Source organism: Streptomyces sp. NPDC058534 (genome assembly GCF_042717365.1).
Taxonomy (GTDB): Bacteria; Actinomycetota; Actinomycetes; order Streptomycetales; family Streptomycetaceae; genus Streptomyces.
Map to the genome: position 1 here is coordinate 85,426 of NZ_JBHXNW010000010.1, position 18,883 is coordinate 104,308.

An 18,883-nucleotide genomic window follows, 5' to 3' on the forward strand; every position below is an offset into this window, starting at 1 on the left:
GGGTGGACACCGCGCGGCCCGCGCTGCTTACCGTGGCGGTGGTTTTGGCCGTTTTGCCATTTCTGGGGTGCGGGTTGGATGACCTGATCGACCGGGGGGCGGCGCCGGCCCCGGCCGCCCGCCGGGCGGCCGGCGAGAACAGTTCGGGCCGGTCCGGCGGCGCGGGGGTAGGGGAGTTCCGCCCCCGCCGGGCCCGGATTCTCCCATCGCCCGAGGACGGGCCTGCGAAGTAGATGGCCGAGATGGAGCTGCCGCGGTGGCAGACCGAGCCCGAGGCGGTCGTGGCCGACGTGGTCGCCGCGGTCGATCCATCCTGCGGGCCGAGCGTGGTGACCAATGCGGTGGAGCGGGTGTTCCGGCAACGTCCACAGCGGCGCGAACTCGCCCGGATACTGGAGTGCGATCCGTCCCTGTTGACCTCGGGCCTGCCGCAGGTGCCGCGACTGGTGGAGCGGCTGATCCGCGACCTGGTCGAGGGCGGGGCCTCGGGGCTGGTGCTCCCGAGGTGCGCCGCGTGCGACCGCCAGCGGCCCCTCACCGCGACCTCACCGCAGGGCCGCATCTGCGGCACGTGCTACAACCGGTCCCGAACCGAGGACCGCCGCTGCGTCGAGTGCGGCCGACGCGACTTCTGCGGCCGGGACCGGCAGGGGCGACCGCGCTGCCGCAAGCACCTGCCCGACCAGGGAATCGATCCGGCACACGAGATCGCGCAGCTGCTCGCTGCGTCCACGGGGCTCGAGCCGGACGTGCTGGCGGGCGCGGTCAGGCAGGCGGAGCGCAGCCGCGCCGGGCAACTGCGCTTGTGGTGGGCGCTGTCGGACCGCCCTGACCTCTTGACGGGCGCGGGCGCACATGGCCCGCAGGCAGTCTCCGCACTGGCGAAGATCCTGGTGGATCACGGTGCGCGGAGTGTCGTGGTGCCGCTGTGTCCGTGGTGCACCGCCAGCACCAACCTGGTCAGCATGCGCGATGGCGTGCGCTGCTGCTCGCACTGTTGGGCGAAGAACCGGACGGCCCGATGCGCACGATGCGACCGCAACCGGCCGGTGAGCGGTCACGACGGTGAGGGCCGGGCGGTGTGCGGCTCCTGCCGACAGAAGGACCCGTTGAATCACCGTCGGTGCGACGGCTGCGGACAGACGCGCCTGCGCCGAAGGCGTACCGAAGACGGTGGCGGGCTGTGCCCGGCGTGCTGCTCCAACCCCTACGCCCTGTGCGCGACCTGCGGAGCATGGCGGCCGTGCTGGTTCGCCTCGACGCCGGCGCCACGATGCCAGCCGTGCACGGCAAAGGCCCGGCACCAGGCGGTATGCGTGGGCTGCGGGCAGATGCGCCGGGTCAACAACCGCACAGCGGAGGGTGAACCTCTCTGCGCCACATGCGGCACGCCACCGTCACCGTGCGACGGCTGCGGCAAGACCTACCGCATCTCCGCGCTCGTTCCCGGTGGGCGACGCCTGTGCCAGACCTGCTGGAGCAAGCACCCCGGCGCCAAGAAACCCTGCGAGCGCTGCGGGACCGTCGCCCGCCTCTTCCACCGAGGGATGTGCCCCAACTGCGCTCGCGACCGCAGTCTGTGCGACGTCTTCGCCGGATCCGACGGCCGCATCCGTCCCGAACTCCAAGGCGTCGTCGAACTGCTGCGCACACTGGATGGCCGCACGGTTCTGCGATGGGTACATAAAGCCCCGGCCCGTCGCGCGGCCTTCCGGACGCTCGCGACCGCGTCGGGCCCCGTCACCCACGCGAGCCTGGACGCCTTTGCCGACGAGGCGATGGCCGAGCATTTGCGTGCACTCCTGGTCGCTCACGGCGTCCTGGCCGTCCGCGACGAACACCTCGCCCGGATCGAGAAGTGGCTGCCGAAGGTCCTGGGCCGTCTTCCCGACGTGGGGGAGCGGCGGATCGTTGAGCGGTGGGCGCGCTGGCAGCCCTTGCGCCGCCTGCACCGACAGCCCGCCCACCGCCCGACCAGCCCGGGACAAGCCTGCGGGATCCGCCACGAGATCCGATCGGTCGTCCGACTGTTGGAGTGGCTGCCCAGCCGGGACAGCAGCCTCGCCACGTGCACGCAGCACGACATCGACGATTACCTCAGCACGGGCTCGGCTGAACGTCTGCGGATCCGGTCCTTCCTGCACTGGACCAGCCGCCACCAGCACACCCGAGCCCTGACGGCCCCCTACTGCACCAGTTCGCTCGCCACCGACATCGTCGCGGCCGACATCCGCTGGTCCCTGGTGCACCGGCTTGTCCAGGAGCCCGGCATCGCCGTCCGCGACCGCACGGCCGGACTGCTCCTGCTGCTGTTCGCGCAGCCCCCGTCCCGGATCTGCGCACTCACCCGGGAGGACGTTCTCGACGACGGCACCATACTGCGACTGCGCCTGGGCACCCACCCGGTGGAGATTCCGCCGCCGCTCGACAATATGGTCCGCGAAGTGATGCGCCACCCGGTCAGCAAGGCCCACTTTCTCGAGCCCGGCCCCAGCCGCTGGCTGTTCCCCGGCTCTCGCGCCGGACGCCCGATGGAGCCGGTCAGCATGTCCCGCAGGCTCAAGGCACTCGGCATCCGGCCCCGGCCCACGCGTAATGCCTCGCTCATGGACCTCGCTGCTGAACTTCCTGCGATCGTCTTCAGTCGCCTGCTTGGCTTCAGCGAGCAGACCGCCGCGAACTGGATGGCCGAGAGCGGTGGCGAGGAGGGCCCTTATGCCGCCCACCGGGCCCGCAGAGCAGACATCGCCATACCGGCGAACTACGAAGATCCGGCCACGGCGCCGCGCACACCGTGACCGGATGTGCCGCCGTCCAACCTCGCTTCAGCTGCAGCAGCCGGAGTTGTCCGTCACCAGAGGCAGCGCCGCACCGGAGGCAACGCTGATGGGCACGGTAGTGGAGTGCACGCCGTCGGCGACCGCGTGGGTCGCAGTGAGTTTGATGTCGGTGAAGCCGGCCACCACCAAACCCTCACGATATTCGGCGAAGGACAGGGCGATAGCAATACAGCCGACGTAGCGGCCGCGTTCGGCGCGATGGGGCGGGGCGAGGGCGACTGAGATGCCGATCCGTCCGCCTGGCGCCAGGAGGCCGAATGTCTCGGGGAACACCACGGGCTCGTCCGTGGACAGGTTGATGACGCAGTTGGAGATCACGACGTCGACGGTGTTCGCCGGGAGCAGGATCGCCTCGATGATGCCCTTGAGGGACTCGACGTTGTAGCGCCGGCTTCTTCTGGTTGGCCAGCGAGAGAGCGTCTCCTCGGTCATGTCCAGGCCATATGCCTTGCCGGTGGGGCCGACGCGTCGGGCGGACAGCAGGAGGTCGATGCCGCCTCCGGCGTAGAGGTCGAGGACGCGCTCGCCCTCGTTGAGGTCGGCCACCGCGATGAGGTTGCCGCTGCCGAGGGAGGCAGCGACGGCCTCGGCGGGCAGGGCGTCGTGCTCGTCGATCTCGATGGCCTGCGAGCCGCAAGAGCCGTGACGTCCTCGGTGAACTGTACGGCGGCAGCCGCATAACGCTCGCGGACTGTCACGTCCTTCGCCTTTGCCGTGTCATCCGGACAAGTCGGCTCAGACTGCCCTTGCAGGGGCGAGGACCAGGGGAAGAAAGAGCGTGTCGACGATCTCTTCGAGGGTGGTGTCGGCCGCGGGGGTGTTGGTGGTGAGCAGTTCGTGGCGCAGGAGGTCGAAGGGGAGGGACTTCATGCGGTCGGTGATGCGCTCCGGGTCGATCTCGCCGCGGTCGGCGGCGCGGGCGAAGACGGTCTCGAGGGTGGTGGGGCGTCCTGCGTGGAGGTGGTCGCGCAGGTCGGCGGGGGTGGTGCCGGTCTCGCGGTAGTAGGCGGCGAGCTGGATGCTCATGGCGGTAACGAAGTGGGCGCGGGTGGCGTTGATGTCGCGCAGCAGGGCGAGGACGTCCCCGCGCATGCTTCCGGTGTCCGGCACGGAGACGGCATGGCGAGCTGCAGTATGGGTGAGGGCCGCGATCATCAGCTGCTGCTTGTCGGGCCAGCGCCGGTGGATGACTGGCCTGCTCGTGCCGGCGCGGGCGGCGACTGCGTCCAGGGTGAAGTGGGCGTAACCCACGTCCACGAGTTCGTCCCACGCCGCGTCCAGCAGGGCGCTCTCCAGTTCCGCGCCACGGCGCCGCTCGGCCATGCGTATCCCCTTCCATCTTTAGATGCGGTTGCGCATCTAAAGTTCGCGTCCTACGCTACTTAAGATTCATTCTCGCATCTTAGGGGCGTTCGTGAGCACCTCACCCACCAGCCCGGCCTCACCACCGGCGGACCCCGAGAAGGTCGACCCGGCCGTGTGGCGCCTGGCCTTCACCGTCATCGCCGGGGCCATGGCGGTCGTCTTCGACACCACCATCCTCAGCGTGGCCCTGAACGACCTGGCCGCAGACCTTCACGCGTCGCTGAGCACCATCCAGTGGGTCAGCACCGCCTACCTGCTGGCCATGTTCGTCACCATCCCGCTGACCGGGTGGGCCCAGGCCCGCTTCGGCGGCAAACGCCTGTGGATCGCCTCCCTGAGCGTCTTCTTCCTCGGGTCGGTTCTGTGCGCGCTGGCCTGGAACGCCGAAAGTCTGATCGCCTTCCGTGTCGTCCAGGGTATCGGCGGCGGCATCATGATGCCGCTGATGTCCACGCTGATCATGCAGGCCGCGCGGGGCCGCAACCTCGGCAAGATCATGGCCACCATCACCCTGCCCACCGCCTTGGGCCCGATTCTCGGACCCGTCCTGGGCGGCATCATCCTCGGCGTGGGCGACTGGCACTGGATCTTCCTCGTCAACATCCCCTTCTGCGCCCTCGGCCTCTACCTCGCCGTACGCAACATGCCTGACGACAAGCCCGTCCCCGGCGCCCCCCGACCGCGCCTCGACGCAGTCGGCCTGCTGCTGCTCTCCCCGGGCGTGGCCGCCGTCATCTACGGGCTCTCCCAGATCGAGGGCGACTCCGGCTTCGCCTCGGCCCGCGTCCTCACCCCCCTGATCGCCGGTCTCCTGCTCCTCGCCGCCTTCGTCTCCTGGGCCTGGCCGCGCAGCGCGAGCGCGGTCGTCGACCTCAAGCTCTTCCGGCATCGCAACGTCACCGCGGCCAGCGTGCTCAGCTTCATCGCCGGCATCACCCTCTACGGCGCGATGCTCTTGCTCCCGCTGTACTTTCAGCAGGTCCAGGGACGTGACGCTCTCGCCGCCGGTCTCCTGCTCATCCCCCAGGGCGTGGGCACCCTGATGTCGCGGACCCTCGCGGGCAAGTACACCGACACCATCGGACCGCGCTGGGTCGCCTTCGCCGGATTCACCGTCGTCGCTCTGGGCACCGTCCCCTTCGCGTTCGTCACCGACTCCACCAGCAACATCCTCCTGATGGCCGTCCTGCTCGTGCGCGGCATCGGCATGGGTGCCGCCACCATCCCGCTGACCAGCGCGATCTACGTCGGCCTCAAGCCCACCGAGGTCCCCCACGCCAGCATCCTCCAGCGCGTTGTCCAGCAGATCGGCGGCTCCGTCGGCACTGCCGTCCTCGCCGTCGTCCTCCAGCACACCCTCGCAGGCGCCGGCAGCCCCGCCGCCCTCGCCGACGGCTTCGGCACCGCTTTCTGGTGGGCCACCGCATTCACCGCCCTCGGCATCCCCATGACCCTCCTCCTCCCCGGACGTACCAAATCTTCTGCCTCACCCGGTGACAATGCGTCGGAGAGGCCGGAGATGGCTGCAGCCCCGACACCCTGACCAGTCACCGCACACCCTCCGGCCGGCCACGCCGTGTGCACTCGTGACGGCGCCCGCGGATACCTGGCCTAACGCTCTTGGTCCCCCGACGCCGTCGTGCCGGGGGACCAAGAGTGTCAGTGGCCAGCGCCGGAGGACGCCACTCACCGCGACTACGGCAACGGCGGTGCGGTACGGCATCGTCGAACCTCTCTGAGATGCGACGGAGTCCACATCGCCGAACGTCCGCGTCTGTCCTCCACATACGACATCGACATCAAAAGATTTCGCAATTGATCACGCCAAGAAGGGATCAGCGACACCCGCACCCATCGCGACACGATTCCCGTTCACACCTTCATAGCCAACCGGCCGAGCCATGGCATTCCTCACGTTGGAACATCCCGCTGTACCAACAATTGCCACGTGGTTGTTCCTGCTTTCTGTCTTCTGCGTCGTCTCAGCGTGTCCTGCGGATGGCGTCTGTGGCCGCCGTGGCGATGGCGACCGGAGCGCTGGAGGGCCGGGGCAGGTGCAGCAAGGTGGTCCCCGGCAAGTGGCGGGACTCCGCGGTGAGGGTGAGCTGGAGTACGGCGCAGCCGGCGGTCGTGAGCTGCTTGACGCGGGTGACGGCGTGAGCGGTTTCGTCGCTGCCGTACCGGGCGTCGGTGACGATCACGAGGAGGCGGCCGGCGCCGGGGCGGCTGAGTTCGAGGCCGTGGTTGAGTGCGTCGATGGCGTCGCCGAGGTTGTGGTGGCCGCCGTTGGCATCGAACGTCGTCACGCGCTCTGGTGCTCGGTGGGTGGGTCGGGTCAATGCGGTCAGGTGCCTGTCATAGGCGATGGTGGCGGTGAGGGAGTCGGGGTCGGTCAGGGCTGCTGCGCGTGCCACGATCCAGGCAGCGGACGCGACGGGCGCGCAGGCGGCACGCATGGAGCCGGAGACGTCGACGGCGATACCCACACGCAGCGGTGGGGTGGGGGTGTTCCGGCGGCGGGTTTGGGTGAACGGTTCCGCGGTGGGGACCGACCCGGCCGCGCGCTGAGCGTCGCGGGCGAGGGCTGCGCGCATGTTGAGGCGGCCGGGCGGGGTGGGGCTGGTGGTCCGCTCCTCGGTCCGCTCGCGGTAGGCGGCGGCGCGCAGGGCGCGGCTCAGGCGCGCGGCGGCCTTCTGCTCGGCGGTGGTGGGCCGGCGGGTGCCGGTGACCGGGTTGCTGCGGGGCGCCGGTGTGCCGTCGGGGTTGACGGTGGTGCCACGGGTGTTGAAGACCGACTTGGCGGTGGCGGCGGCTTTGCGTCGCTGGCCGGCCCGCTGGGCGCGGTCCTGAGCCTGCGCCTTGGACCGCGACGCCATGGCGTTGGCCGCTGCGTCCTGTGCCGCGAGGTCGGCCGCGTCGGTGGCCGCCGTGCTGTCCATGACGACCCCCACGGCGCCGGACAGCAGATCGGAGAGGCCCTCCGGCACGGGCAGGGCGGGGGCCGCGGCGTCCAGAGCGTCGCACCATTCTTGACCGCGCGCGAGCATGGTCGTGGCGTCGTGGTCGGCGCACTGATGGGCTGCGGTCCAGATGCGGGTGAGGGTGGTCAGCAGGTCTGCGCCCAGCACCTTTTCGCACAGATCGGCGACGGCCCGGGTCTCGCCGGCGTCCAGGATGCCGACGTCACGGCGGCCGAGGATCAGGGCCGCCACGGCGGCGGCCTGCTCGATGCCCTGGAGGGTGGGGTGGGCGATGTCGGGCATGACCAGGGTTCGGGCACTGGTGCGCAGGTACGTGCGGTCCGTGGGCCGCCTGATCAGATGCGCGCCTTCGACGCGGCTCTCCTCCAGTAGGAGCGCGGCCTCGACGACACGGGGGTCCGCTCCGGCAGGCTGTGTCCAGACGGAGTGGGCCGCGTGCGCGGCCTCGTGGACGAACACTCCCCAGGCAGCGGGATACCGCTCCTCGTCACCCACGATCCGCGGATTGATCTCGTGCGGCTGGAGAGGGGCGAACAGGCCGGCGTCGAACTCGACCTCGCCCAGAGCGGGGAAGAACGCGGCCGGTGCGCCGCTGCGCGTGCCGGGGCGGCAGGTGACGAGGAGGTCTTGGCGGCCGGAGAGGGCGACCAGCCGATCGCCGAGTTCGGCTCCCACGCGCAGCCACGCGGCCGGGGAGGAGCGGGGTTGCGCGGGCGGGGCGCCGTCGTCGTCCCAGCGCGCGAGGTCGGCGTCGTCGTCTGGCGTGGTGGCGGGGGACTGGACGTGGTGATGGGCGCTCATCGCGGGCGGCCCCGGTGTGCGGAGCCGGTGCTGCCCGGGGGCTGCCGGGCGGCCGAGGCGGGGAGCTGCTTGCCGAGGGTGAGAGGAGCGATCTTCTTGACGCCGACAGCCTTCATGACGGCGTCGGCGACGGCGTCGCGATCCTCCACAGGAGCGATGCCGACGAGGTTCGCGAGCGCGGCTTTGGTGCCGAGGACGGCCTCGGTCTTCTGGTAGCTGAGCAGTTCCCGCAGTTGGGGGGCCCAGCCCAGCTCGCCGAGTTCGACCTGGTGGGAGAGGTGTCGGGCGACCCGGACCACCTGGGCATCGATCCTCAAGGCCAGGGCGAGGTCATAGTCCGTGCCGATCTGGATTTGCACGCTGAACCGGCTCGCGAGCGCCTCCGTCAACACCGCGCCGTGGACGCCGGGATTGTGGCCCGCCACCACGTAGAAGCCCGGCTCGGCCTTGATGGTCTCGCCCTTGTGGGCCTTGACCTGGATCTGCCTGCGCCCGTCCATCGCGGGATACAGCGCCGCCAGGACCTTCGGTGAGATCAAGGTGGCATCGTCGATCAGCAGGGCGCGGCCCTCGGTCATCGCGGTGACCAGCGGACCGTACTGGAAGACGTAGGCTCCCGCGTCGTCCTGTGTGTACTCGCCGATCAAGTCGCCGACCGTGGTGTCGCCGTCGCCGGCGACGGTGAGCAGGTCCGGGAACGCCGCCTCGACCAGACTCGTCTTGCCGGTGCCCGGAGGGCCGTAGAGCAGCACCGGCACGTCGGCGTCGCGCAGGCGGTTCAACGCCTCGACGTCGGGCAGATCGGCCAGCTCCCGGGGGTGGTAGAGCTGGCCCCCCGCGCGGCGGATCGGGCCGGTCTGCCTGGGGGCGGCTGCTGCGGGAGTGGTCGTGCGGGCCGTGACTGCATGGGTGCGGGGAGCGTGGGTGCCCGGTGGGCTGATTACAGCGGTCTGCGCGGCTGCGGCGGTTTTCGCGTTTGCGCGGAACTCCGGTTGTCCGGTCCCGCTTTGGTCGGCCTCGCTGCGTCGCACCAGGGTGAGGGCGGCGTTGCGGACGGCGCCGTGGGAGTGGCCCAGCTGCCTGGCCATGTCCCCGATGGTGTGCGTGTCCGCCGGCCGGTCGGCCAGCAGCCGGGCCACCTTGGCCCGTAGTTCGCCGCCCTTGGTCCGCGCTGGACTGGGCGGTCCGGGTGTGGTCAATGAGGATCCTTCAACAGGTACGGGTGCGAGCGGGGTTGGTGATGCGCTGCAGGGGCTGGCCGCTCTCGGAGCGGATCACGGACTGTGCCGGCATCGGCGACCGGGCCAACCGGGGCGTACCGTCGGCGCTCACCGGCCGGCCGAGGGCTCGGTCCAGGTGCAGGGGGTGGCCGGCGACGAGCAGCTCGCTGGCTGCCGAGTAGGCCCGTGCGTCCGCTCCGTACCGGGTTCCGTCGCTCGGCAGGCGCAGCCTGGCGTCTCTTCGAAGCCGGCCTGGAGCAGGATCCGCCGGGCGGCGGCGTTGTAGCCGGTGGTGGTGATCTCGCCGGTGATGGTGTGCCGGATCGTCATGAACGGCTCTGCTGGTGCTTCGGGCAAGGCGGATCTCCTAGCGGTGGTGGCGGGAAAGCGGTGGGGTGTTGGGCGAAGGCGAGGCGGGCCAGGAGCTTCCAGCACATCAACGGTGCGTGGCTGGACCACGAACGATGGGCAATGACTGCCGACATGCTCCAGGGCGGGTCTCACCGCCCCGCAGCTACCTGACTCGCCTTTCCGCACGTTCTGATAGCCGGGTGTACCAACAACGGTCATAGAGCTCCAGATAGTTGTGGGGAATCGGGTCAGAGCACGTGGTGCAGTCGGCCGTGACGAACGGCGCTGGGCGCAGCAGGGGTGTGACGAGGCCGCGCGGGTCCGAGGTGCTCACGCAGAGGGCAGGCAATGTGACTTGCGCCATATGTTGAGGGGGTGTCGAAACTGGATCAGGGTCATCCGGATCGGTGAATGACTCTTAAGGCTTGCAGGAAACAGGGGGTGACCTGCGGGTCCGGTCTAAAGCTGGTATTGATATCGCCGTTGGAGGGAGGCGGGGGCCATTCACTAATTTACTCAATCGCCCACGGAGTGGTCAGAGGTCACGCGTTTCAGCGGCGAGTCGAGCACCCTTCGGGGTGGTAAGTTGATCCCGCAAAGCCCTTTTCCAGCGAGAGTCGGAAGGGGGTGATAGACGTGACCCTGGATAATGAAGGGCCGGTCAAGCGGCCGAGGAGTTGGCGTCGCCTGCGGGCGCGCTGGCTTCGACGCTTGAGGGCTGGTGTCCTGATGGTGCAACTCGGGCTGATCGCTGTGCGCATCGCGCAACTGGTCAAGTCCTGGCTGCCCTAGCCAGGGTGTCCGGGTAGGGGCCCGCCGCACGCGGAGGGCCCCTACCCGGCATCCACGTCAAACCCTGGCGGGGTCTGTGCTGGTTGGAGGCCGGGCAGGCCCCGCCGTCATTGTGGATGACGCTCAAGACCCTACCACCGAAGTGTTTTTACCGAAGTGGAAATGCGTCCCCGACATTTTTCGCCGCACCACCAAAATGGTCGATGTGAAATCGAAATGATCGCCCTGATCTTTGATTTGTCGGGTGTGTCAAATGATGGGGAGGCAGGCTGGCTTTTTTGACCTGGCCACCCAAATGTGTGCGGCGTCATGTTTGTCGCCGGAAACTCTCGGGTGAGGCTGCGTCACTTCCCACGGCCGTGAGCGAGAGGTACTGCGGATGTCCGCAGGTCCGGCCGATGGCCGGGTGACCGGGGCGGCTCGCGGCGCCCGGCGCGGCTGTGGAGCGGTGGGGCACCCATTCGAGCGACGGGCATTCAATTCCGTCCAGGCGCGAGGCTCCCGTCCCTGACCTGCTCAAAACCGACCGCATCCGGAGCTGGGGCTGGGGGTGGGGGTGGGACGCACGCGCCATCGTGTTTTCGGCACGCCAGTGCGTTCCGCGACTATGAGCGTTCAGGGCCCGGACCGTCGCGGGGCAGTTGATGGAGGAGGCATCGCCGTCATCGCGCGACGTGGCTCCGGCGGCGCGGCAGGGGCCGGTGTGCGGCGATGCCGGCCCCGGCGGCGTGTCGTGTCTGAAACGGCCAGGCGGCGGCGGGCGCCGAGCAGCACCAGCAGGCAGGTGAAGGCTCCCGCGGTCGGGAGTGCGGCGGTGTACGGCTGCGCGGAGAGCGCGCCCGCGAGCGCGGTACCCGCCGCCTGGCCGGCGCCGACCGCGGCGATCAGCCAGGCGTACGCCTCGGTGCGAGTGCCGGCGGGCGCGAGCGCATCCACCGTCAGGAATGCGCTGGTGACCAATGCGGTGAGGAAGAGGCCCGGCAGGGCCGTGAGTGCGGTCACGGCGAACGGCCCGGGGCCCGCGGAGAGCGGCGCCCACGCGAGAGTGAACAGCAGTGCCGCGGTGCGGAGTTGGCCGTTCAGGTGGCCAGGCCAGTTGCGCCGGCCGTAGAGGATGCCGCCGACGAGGCTGCCGACGGACAGCGCGGCTGGGATCACCCCGGACAGCAGGGCCATGCCGTGCCGTTCGGCCATGGACACGGCCCACACGTTCATCGCCCCCAGCGCGAAGCCGACGCCGGAGACGGCGAGGAACAGCAACCGCAGCCCTCCGTGCTGCAGGGGCCCGAGGAACCCGCCCGTGCGTGCACCTTCGGGATGCCACCTTCTGGAGGGTGCGGCGCTGAGCACCACGCTCGCCCCGAGCAGCCCGAGCACCGCGGTGACCGTCATGGCGACGCCGGGCCCCTGGAAGGCGGACAGCGTGGCGACCAGAGGAGGTCCGGCGACGTAGATCAGCCCTTGGGCGCCGGTGTCGAGTGCGAGCGCGGCGCGGCGCCGCGCCGAATCCGGGAGCACAGCGCCCCATACGGCGCGCAGGTTCGCCTCCAACGGCGGCGTGCTCAGCCCTGCGAGGACGACCAATCCGGCCGCGAGCCCCGGGGTGGCGACGGCGTCGGTGTACGACAGCAGCAGGAGGCAGACCGTGGTGACCAGGACGGCGGCCGTCGTGCCCCGGGTCTGGCCGCGCCGGTCGACCATGCGCCCCAGCGCCGGCTGCCCGATGGCGCTCGCGAGCCCGTACAGCGCGCACAGCAGCCCGCCGGTCGCGAGCGATCCGCCCTGCTCTGCGACCAGCAGGAGGATCGCGACGGGGGCCATGCCGTTGGGCAGGCGCCCGACCAGAGTGCCCAGCAGCAGCCGGGCGACATGCCGCTCGGCGAGCAACGGCCGGGAGGCGGTGCGGCCCGGCGGGCAGCTGGTACGGGAGTTCAACGCGGCGTGCTTTCCGTGATCGTCTGGCGGGGGGGGCGAAAGGGGGAAGGGTCAGCGGGTGCGTGCGGCGGTGACTGCTGCCGGTGGCTTCGGCGGCGTGGCGGTGGTAACGGCCGGTCGGGAGGGTTCTGCGGCGGGGTTGGCGGTGGCGGCACGGACCACGTCGAGCAGGTTTTCGCCGGCTTCGAGCCACAGCGCCAGGGCCTCATCCGTTCCGTGCGGCTCGGGTACGGCTTGGGCGCCGGCAGCGTCCTGGGTTTGAGCGAGGAGGTTCTCGAAGCGGACGAGGACGGCCATCTCGCTGGCGGTCAGGAGCTTGACGCTTGCCCGGCGGGTGGCCGCGAGGAGGTAGGGCGCGTGGGTGAGGAACCGGTCCAGGGCCGCGTCCAACTCGACGGCGTCCACGGTGCCGGGCTCGACGCTGTGCACCCAGTCGAGGTCGTCCTGTACTTCGCGGAGTCGGGCCAGGTCCACCAGGTGTGCGAACTCAGGCAGCAGGCGCGAGCACACGTCGGCGACTGCCATCCGGGCGGTGGTAACGATGGCGGTGCTGGGCCCGGCGCCGATCACGTTCAGGTGGTCCGGGGACGGAAGCAGGGTGCCGATCAGGTATCGCCTGTCCCACGGGCGTTCGACCAGGAGGAGTTCGGTGCCGCCGCCGTCGCAGAGGACCGCCACGCCGGGGATGCGGTACTTGGCCAGCGTGGACAGCACGGGGCTGGCCTCCCATACCCAGTTCAGGTGCTGGGCGGGGATGGAGCCGCTTGGGTAGTGCTCGATGCTCACGTCCCACTGGCCGGGTAGCCCCTGGGCGACGGCGTGCGCGATGTCGCCGAAGTAGGACCGCTCACTGGTGATGACCTCGACCTGGCAGTCCTGGGCGGTCTGGTGCAGCTGGGTGAGCGCCTGGCGTGCTCGGGCGGTATCGGCGAGTGAGAGCCGGTGGGCGTCGTTCTCGTGCTTCTGGGTGAATCCGGCCAGTTGCAGTGCGGTCGTGGCCCATTGGTGCCGTTCCCCGCTGGGGAGCGCGACGATCTCGTTGCCGGAGCTGAGGTGGAGGGTGATGGCGGCGGAGGAAGTCAGGGCAGAGGGCTTTCGTTTCGAACCAGCGGGTCAGCGCCGTTGCCGCCGGGGAGTGCCGGCGGGAGGGGACTGCGCGGTCATGGCGGTCTTCGTGCGGCGCGGCGCTGATGGCGAGGACGCGGCGGGAGGGGTGACGCGCAGGTCAGGGTCGAGGTCGACGCTGTAGCGGGCGGCAGCAAGCATCTCGGCCGCCCAGGTCGCGTGCTCGTTCTCCCAGGTGCGGCCCAGATCGAACGGCAAGCGGATCCAGACGCCGCGCAGCTGAGGATAGGTGTCGAACCCGGCGCGCTTGAGGACGCTCGCGGCGAAGCCGTCGACCGGACCCTCGACGTCGACTTCGCCACCCTGGCCGCGGATGATGCGGATCGGCTCGTCGCTCATCGGCCGTGTCCCTTCCCGGCCGCCTGGGTACGGCCGCCCACCGGCACTACGCCGGGCTGGGGCAGAACCTCGGGCCGGCTGGTGGTTGGGGCGCCGCGTTGCTGCGGGGAGCGGGTGGCCGCGGCCTGCGCAATCCGATTGCGGCGTTCCATCAGCCCGTTGCGCACGGCCGGCCGAGGCTGGGAGGCGCTGCGGCCGGGGTCGAGGCTGTAGTCGGCCTGGACTTCGTAGCCGTGGCGTCGAAGGTCGTGCACGGCCTGGCGGGTACGGCGGATCCCGTCCTGCTCGGGATTGGTGAGCCGGTACAGGCCCGGAGTGCCGGGCATGGGCTCGAACTGCTCCCGCACCAGGAACCAGTTGGCGAGGTGGGCGGGGATGTTGGCGGTGGCGGCGGCCACGAATCCGTGGTCGGGGTCGATTTCGAAGCGGAAGTGGTCGGGCAGAAGAGAGACATCCTTTCTGGAGCGGTCAGCGGTGCGCTGCCGCGGAGCGGGGCGCAGGCGGCGGAGCGGGGCGGGCGGTGAGCAGCCTTGGGCTGGGCGCGGACAGAGCCGCCAGCCCGCCCGGTACGGCCGCGCGGACCTGACGCTCGAACGCCTCGCTGTCGCCGAGCCAGGTCTCGATGGCCGGCAGGACGGCGAGGCCCATCTGCCCACGCACCTGGCTCCACTCGTGGGCCGACAACGTCCTGCGTTGGACCATGTGCAGCTCGTGGCTCAGACCGTTCCACTCGTCCCACGTGTCCTGACTGCGGGCGAGTGCCTCGCGAAGCCGGGTCAGTGCGGCACCGTCGTCGGGCCAGGCGGTTGCGACAGGGCGGCAGCGCGAGAGGAGAAGCGGCGCGTGTTCGAGGATGTGACGGAACTCCAGCCAGGCGTGGTCGGCGAAGTCTCGTTCCATTCCGGCGACCAGGCGCGAGTTGCCGAGTGGCACTGCGTCGCTGTACCGGCCGGAGTCCTTGATCGCCTGGAGGGTCTGGTGTTCCTCCCGGATGCGTTCCAGCGCCGACAGGACGGTGTTCAGGTCCCGGTGGTGCAGGGCGCGACGGTAGGCGGGCAGGAACGTGTGGGTCACGGCATGTGCGGCGAGACCCGGGTCGGCGGGCAGCACCATGCTGCGCGGCGTGACGGGATCACTGTGCAGGTCCTCCTTCTCATGCTCGGTGAGCGCGCCGAGCAGGTAGCCGCTGCGGTGGCCGGGCCGCTCGACCAGCAGCAGCTCGGTGCCCGTGCCGTTCTTCAGTACGGACGCGACCGAGAGGCGGTGGTCTTCGATGGCCTGGTGGATCTCGCCGGCTTCCCAGAGCCCGTACCAGAGGTCTTCCTGCCACAGCGGGTGGCTGTAGATCTCCAGCTCGGCGCTCCAGGTGCCGGGCAGTCGGGCGGCGATCTCGATACCGATGTCGCCGAGGTAGGGCCGGGAACTGGTGACGATGGTGGCGCCGTGTGCGTGGGCGTGGTGCACCAGGGCGCTGGCGGTGCGCCGGGCAGCCTGCGCGTCGGCCAGTGACGCGGTGTGCGCGCCGTTGTGCAGGCGGCTGAACCCGGCTGCCTTGAGGGCCTGGTTGGCCTGCCGGTACTTCTCGCCGACGGCGATGGCGACGAGGCCCAGCGTGCGGCTGGTACTGAGGGTGATCTGGGTGGCGGTGGCGGGCATCAAGGTCCTGGTGGGTCGAGCCCGCGGTCGGCCTCGTCCGGATGGGGGGGCTCAGCGGGTCTTCGGGGTGCGCTTGGGCTCGGGGCTGCGCGCTGGTTCGGCGGGTGACGGCTGCGCCGAGGGAGGCCGAGGCGACGGGACGTGCTCGATGGTCACCAGGGGCACGACAGCTGCGGGGAACGGGAAGGCCGTGGAGCGCAGGATGGGCCGGGGATCGAGGGTCTTGGCGACGACCGCATGCATGAGGAAGTCCGGCGCCTGCTGGGTGAAGGAGATGTCCCAGAGATGGCCGAGGTCGTCCGGGGAGGCGGCTACGTGCCAGGCGATGCATGCGTCGCCGTGGATGGGAGGGGCCGACGAATCCGGCGGCCGGCCGATCACGGCTGCCTGCCCGTCCCGTGAGATGAATCCGGAGAGCCCGGAGGCGTCGAAGTGGTTCCAGGCGTCGATGTCGACGAGCAGCTCGAACATGCCGGGCTCGGCGCCGATTCCGTAGACGACGTGATCCGGGTCGGCGTCCAGTTCGGCGGCCAGGGTGCCCAGGAGCGTGGAGAGAAACTCGATCGGCACGGCGCCGCTGGCGCTCGTCCGCCATCTCTCGGGCGCGTCCTCGTCGCTGCGGGCTGAGATCACCAGGTGCGGGGCTCGCCCCACGGCCGACTGGTCGTGGCGGATGGTGATGCGCCCGCAGGGGCTGTTGGCGGTCAACGACGAGTCGTCGGTGTGGGCACTCCAGCCTGCCTCCTGGGCGAAGACGTCCAGGAAGTGCTGGTGGGTGGAGGGGAGACTGGCGGCCAGGTAGCGCGGAGAGATGAGGACTTTCTCCCGGGGCCGGCCCTGGGCGGGGGTGTCGGGCATAGGTGCTTTCGGTGAGTGGGAGAGATGCGTGGGTGAGCGGCCGTCTCGACTACGCGGCGGCAGGGCCGGAGTCGCGCAGCGACAGGGACGCGGCGCGCAGGCTGACACCAAAGCGGTGCGCGAAGGCCCGCGCCCGCGCCTCCAGCTGGTCGTACGAGTCCTGCGCGGTCATCTGCCCGGCGTGCTTGCGGTACCGGTAGACCGGTACGGGCAGCACGATGCCCGGGGCGAGGCAGGTGACGGCGAGAGCGCAGTAGTCCTCGCCCTGGACGAGACCGCCCATGGGGGCCGCCCGCACCAGGTCGGTACGGGCGAGGAGGGTGGTTGGGCCGAGCGGGATGGTGTCGGCCGGGTCCCTCCAGTACCGCCACACGTCCCCGGCCTCGTGCCGACCTGGTGGCGTCGGGGGTCGCCACAGGGTCGTGGTCCCGTCGGGGTGGAGGTCCTGGCTGTACCCGGCGCACCATCCCACCCCTGTCTTCTCCAGGGTGCGCAGCCGCACCGCCATGGCCCAGTCGGTGAATTCGTCATCGTCATCAGCCCAGTTGACGTACTCGGTGCGCACTTCGGTGAGCGCGAAGTTCCGGGCGCAGGCCGCGCCGACCGGGCGCGGCAGGACGAGGGTGCGGATACGAGAGTCGGCGGCCAGGGCGGCGGGTAGCCGGGCGGGGTCGGCGCCGTCAAGGGCGACGACAGCCTCCCATGGAACGCTCTGACGGCACAGACTGGCATGCATCGCCGTGAGGAACGCGAGGCGGTCCGGGCGGAGTTGAGTGGCGATGACCACGGTGATCTCCGGGCGCGAGTGTGGGGACAGCGGGTTCTCCGGGCGGGGCTGCGGTCGGGACGGTGCGGGAGCGCCGGGGCTACCGGCGGGCGGTCTTGCGGGGCGCCGGCGCCGATGCGGATGCGGCGGTGGACAGGCGCGGTGCGGTGCTCGGCGCAACGATCGGGGCCTGCGAGTCCGGATGCCACGCACCCGGATGGGCGACGATGCGGCTGCGCGGGTCGGTGTCCCACGCGACGACGGGACCGCGGCTGTACGCCTGCAGAGCGATCACTTCGATGCCCTGCGGGTGGAGGACGTAGCCCCAGCTCAATCGGGACGCTGTCCGCTCCGTGTAGATCAGTGGCGGCACTGTCGGCTGGGCGGGGTACGGGCGGCCGGGCTCGTCGCGGCCGGCGGTCAGGTGCTGGCGTAGGGCATCGGGTGCGCCGTCCAGGAGGTCGGTGCCGATGTAGGACCAGCCTTCCGGCGCGCCGTCGATGAGGTAGGCGGCCAGGGTCTCGGAGTTCCCGGCGAACCGGTGCTGGTACGCGGCGAGGAGCAGCGGCAGGCGGTGGCTGGGGTGGCCGTCCCAGTGGACGTATGTGCCGGCGTAGCCGGCGCCGGTGGGGCGGGCGATGACAGAACGAGTGGACAGAGGATCTTCCTGTCGTGGGCGGGGTCAGCGGATGGGGCAGCGCGTGCGCGCAGCGGGTGCGGCGGGAGCCGGCGCGATGGGTGGGCGCGGGCTGCGCGGGTGCTGACCGGTTCGTGCGCCCGTAGATGCTGGCCAGGTGTTCCTCGCCCAGGTAGGCGAGCTGGTCAGCGAGTGCGGACAGCTGCTCGGCGTGCTGGCGGTAGCGGGCGGCGATGCTCGGTTCCTGGTTGCGCTCGCGCCACTCGGCCGCGGTCTCCAGGAACGCGTGCAGCTCGGCGAGGCCGCCGTGCCCGTCGCCGAGGACGGCCTGTATGACTGTGTTCAACTAGGCGGCCGTACGGACTCGGTAGAGGTGACGGGTGGGGTATGAATCGTTTCTAACAAAGCATGCGGGAACCACAATCTTGTACAGGGGGTGGGAGAGTCAGACGGAGAATGTGTGGGCCGCACTGCACTTGACGGGGCGTGCGTTGCCCTTCACGACGCAGACCCGAATCTTGTGCGTGCCCTGGAAAAGGGTCGGCGTCCGCCAAGAGCAGTTGCCGTTGTTGTAGGAGTCCGTGACGGTGGTGAGCAAGCGGCCATCGTTCGCGAGGATCTGGACCGCTGCCTTGTAGCCGTCCGTCTTGATGTCACATGCGGTGACGCGGTCGTTGACGTGGTTGTAGTAGCCCTCGGCACCGCCGCCGCTGGAGGCCCACCAGCCGGAGCTGGCGGACGCTGTTGCGGTGGAGAGCGCGGTGGCGGCAAGTGCGCCTCCCAGGGCGATGGGCAGGGTGCGCTTGAAAAAGCCGGATGCGAACACGGAGTTGCTCCTTACAAAGATTGGGTTCATGGGTGATCGAGCCGCCGCCGCTGATCGTGAGCGGACACCCGCCAGTCGAGGGCAGTGCGCATGCGGAGTTGACCTCCGTGGCGTCAGGATGGAATGCGGGAGCAGCCCCAGGCGGGTGGGCGGGCTGAGAACAAGAGTCCGGAGAATTCCCGGTTTCGGTAACCGGGGATTGCGTGCTATCTTCCGCGCCGCCCCACACATCCAGCCAATGGCATTCCGTCAAACGGTCATGACGGAAATGGGCTTTTGCTGGTGGGAGTTCAGAGAATGGGGCCGCGTGGCGGAGCGGGGCGCGCCGGCAGGCCAGGGACGGCCACATGGGTCCGGGTCGTCGGCGGTGGGCCGGTTCTCTCGATGGGCG

Annotated in this window: 16 protein-coding genes and 2 pseudogenes; 4 read left to right on the top strand and 14 right to left on the bottom strand. The window is 70.2% G+C overall.

What is annotated here, in order from left to right:
• Together ACFWR9_RS08360 and ACFWR9_RS08365 are read left to right on the top strand one after the other, a co-directional pair.
• Nucleotides 1–233, top strand: a pseudogene (locus tag ACFWR9_RS08360) (hypothetical protein); the annotation flags it as partial.
• 9 nt (nucleotides 234–242) lie between these two features.
• Nucleotides 243–2,798 (top strand): hypothetical protein, encoded by a 2,556-nt coding sequence (locus ACFWR9_RS08365; RefSeq protein WP_383837429.1) that lies wholly within the window; start codon nucleotides 243–245, stop codon nucleotides 2,796–2,798.
• A gap of 27 nt (nucleotides 2,799–2,825) precedes the next feature.
• Here the strand turns inward: ACFWR9_RS08365 and ACFWR9_RS08370 are convergent.
• Both ACFWR9_RS08370 and ACFWR9_RS08375 read right to left on the bottom strand, forming a co-directional pair.
• A pseudogene (locus tag ACFWR9_RS08370) lies at nucleotides 2,826–3,538 on the bottom strand (methyltransferase domain-containing protein).
• 37 nt (nucleotides 3,539–3,575) lie between these two features.
• The gene (locus ACFWR9_RS08375) at nucleotides 3,576–4,163 is read right to left on the bottom strand and encodes a TetR/AcrR family transcriptional regulator (protein WP_383837432.1); all 588 of its coding nucleotides are present in this window, start codon (nucleotides 4,161–4,163) and stop codon (nucleotides 3,576–3,578) included.
• Nucleotides 4,164–4,254: 91 nt separating this feature from the next.
• On the opposite strand from ACFWR9_RS08375, the gene ACFWR9_RS08380 reads away from it, so the two are divergent.
• Nucleotides 4,255–5,748 (top strand): MDR family MFS transporter, encoded by a 1,494-nt coding sequence (locus ACFWR9_RS08380; RefSeq protein WP_383837435.1) that lies wholly within the window; start codon nucleotides 4,255–4,257, stop codon nucleotides 5,746–5,748.
• 439 nt (nucleotides 5,749–6,187) lie between these two features.
• Here the strand turns inward: ACFWR9_RS08380 and ACFWR9_RS08385 are convergent, their stop codons facing one another.
• The 11 genes from ACFWR9_RS08385 to ACFWR9_RS08435 form a co-directional block, all read right to left on the bottom strand.
• Complete coding sequence (locus ACFWR9_RS08385; protein ID WP_383837438.1) at nucleotides 6,188–7,987, bottom strand: hypothetical protein; 1,800 nt, start codon at nucleotides 7,985–7,987, stop codon at nucleotides 6,188–6,190.
• Nucleotides 7,984–9,126 (bottom strand): AAA family ATPase, encoded by a 1,143-nt coding sequence (locus ACFWR9_RS08390; RefSeq protein WP_383837626.1) that lies wholly within the window; start codon nucleotides 9,124–9,126, stop codon nucleotides 7,984–7,986. The genes ACFWR9_RS08385 and ACFWR9_RS08390 overlap by 4 nt, the downstream gene beginning before the upstream one ends.
• A gap of 189 nt (nucleotides 9,127–9,315) precedes the next feature.
• Nucleotides 9,316–9,537 carry a hypothetical protein gene (locus tag ACFWR9_RS08395; protein WP_383837629.1) on the bottom strand — a complete coding sequence of 74 codons (222 nt, stop codon included), beginning with the start codon at nucleotides 9,535–9,537 and terminating at the stop codon, nucleotides 9,316–9,318.
• Nucleotides 9,538–10,965: 1,428 nt separating this feature from the next.
• Nucleotides 10,966–12,285: an MFS transporter gene (locus ACFWR9_RS08400; RefSeq protein WP_383837441.1), complete on the bottom strand. Its 1,320-nt coding sequence runs from the start codon at nucleotides 12,283–12,285 to the stop codon at nucleotides 10,966–10,968.
• A gap of 51 nt (nucleotides 12,286–12,336) precedes the next feature.
• Entirely contained in the window at nucleotides 12,337–13,071 is a 735-nt protein-coding gene (locus ACFWR9_RS08405) for a hypothetical protein (RefSeq protein WP_383837444.1), read from the bottom strand.
• A gap of 327 nt (nucleotides 13,072–13,398) precedes the next feature.
• The gene (locus ACFWR9_RS08410; RefSeq protein ID WP_383837447.1) at nucleotides 13,399–13,749 is read right to left on the bottom strand and encodes a hypothetical protein; all 351 of its coding nucleotides are present in this window, start codon (nucleotides 13,747–13,749) and stop codon (nucleotides 13,399–13,401) included.
• On the bottom strand, nucleotides 13,746–14,147 hold the full coding sequence (locus ACFWR9_RS08415) for a hypothetical protein (RefSeq protein ID WP_383837450.1): 402 nt from the start codon (nucleotides 14,145–14,147) through the stop codon (nucleotides 13,746–13,748). The genes ACFWR9_RS08410 and ACFWR9_RS08415 overlap by 4 nt, the downstream gene beginning before the upstream one ends.
• 70 nt (nucleotides 14,148–14,217) lie before the next feature.
• On the bottom strand, nucleotides 14,218–15,405 hold the full coding sequence (locus tag ACFWR9_RS08420) for a hypothetical protein (RefSeq protein WP_383837453.1): 1,188 nt from the start codon (nucleotides 15,403–15,405) through the stop codon (nucleotides 14,218–14,220).
• Nucleotides 15,406–15,456: 51 nt separating this feature from the next.
• Nucleotides 15,457–16,263 carry a DUF317 domain-containing protein gene (locus ACFWR9_RS08425; RefSeq protein WP_383837456.1) on the bottom strand — a complete coding sequence of 269 codons (807 nt, stop codon included), beginning with the start codon at nucleotides 16,261–16,263 and terminating at the stop codon, nucleotides 15,457–15,459.
• A 49-nt stretch (nucleotides 16,264–16,312) separates the two neighbouring features.
• On the bottom strand, nucleotides 16,313–17,050 hold the full coding sequence (locus ACFWR9_RS08430) for a glycosyltransferase (RefSeq protein ID WP_383837459.1): 738 nt from the start codon (nucleotides 17,048–17,050) through the stop codon (nucleotides 16,313–16,315).
• A 79-nt stretch (nucleotides 17,051–17,129) separates the two neighbouring features.
• Nucleotides 17,130–17,363: a hypothetical protein gene (locus ACFWR9_RS08435; RefSeq protein ID WP_383837461.1), complete on the bottom strand. Its 234-nt coding sequence runs from the start codon at nucleotides 17,361–17,363 to the stop codon at nucleotides 17,130–17,132.
• A gap of 460 nt (nucleotides 17,364–17,823) precedes the next feature.
• Between ACFWR9_RS08435 and ACFWR9_RS08440 the strand changes: the two genes are divergently transcribed.
• Nucleotides 17,824–18,057 carry a hypothetical protein gene (locus ACFWR9_RS08440; protein ID WP_383837464.1) on the top strand — a complete coding sequence of 78 codons (234 nt, stop codon included), beginning with the start codon at nucleotides 17,824–17,826 and terminating at the stop codon, nucleotides 18,055–18,057.
• A gap of 54 nt (nucleotides 18,058–18,111) precedes the next feature.
• On the opposite strand, the gene ACFWR9_RS08445 is transcribed toward ACFWR9_RS08440, so the two are convergent.
• Nucleotides 18,112–18,492 (bottom strand): hypothetical protein, encoded by a 381-nt coding sequence (locus tag ACFWR9_RS08445; RefSeq protein WP_383837467.1) that lies wholly within the window; start codon nucleotides 18,490–18,492, stop codon nucleotides 18,112–18,114.
• Nucleotides 18,493–18,883 lie beyond the last annotated feature (391 nt).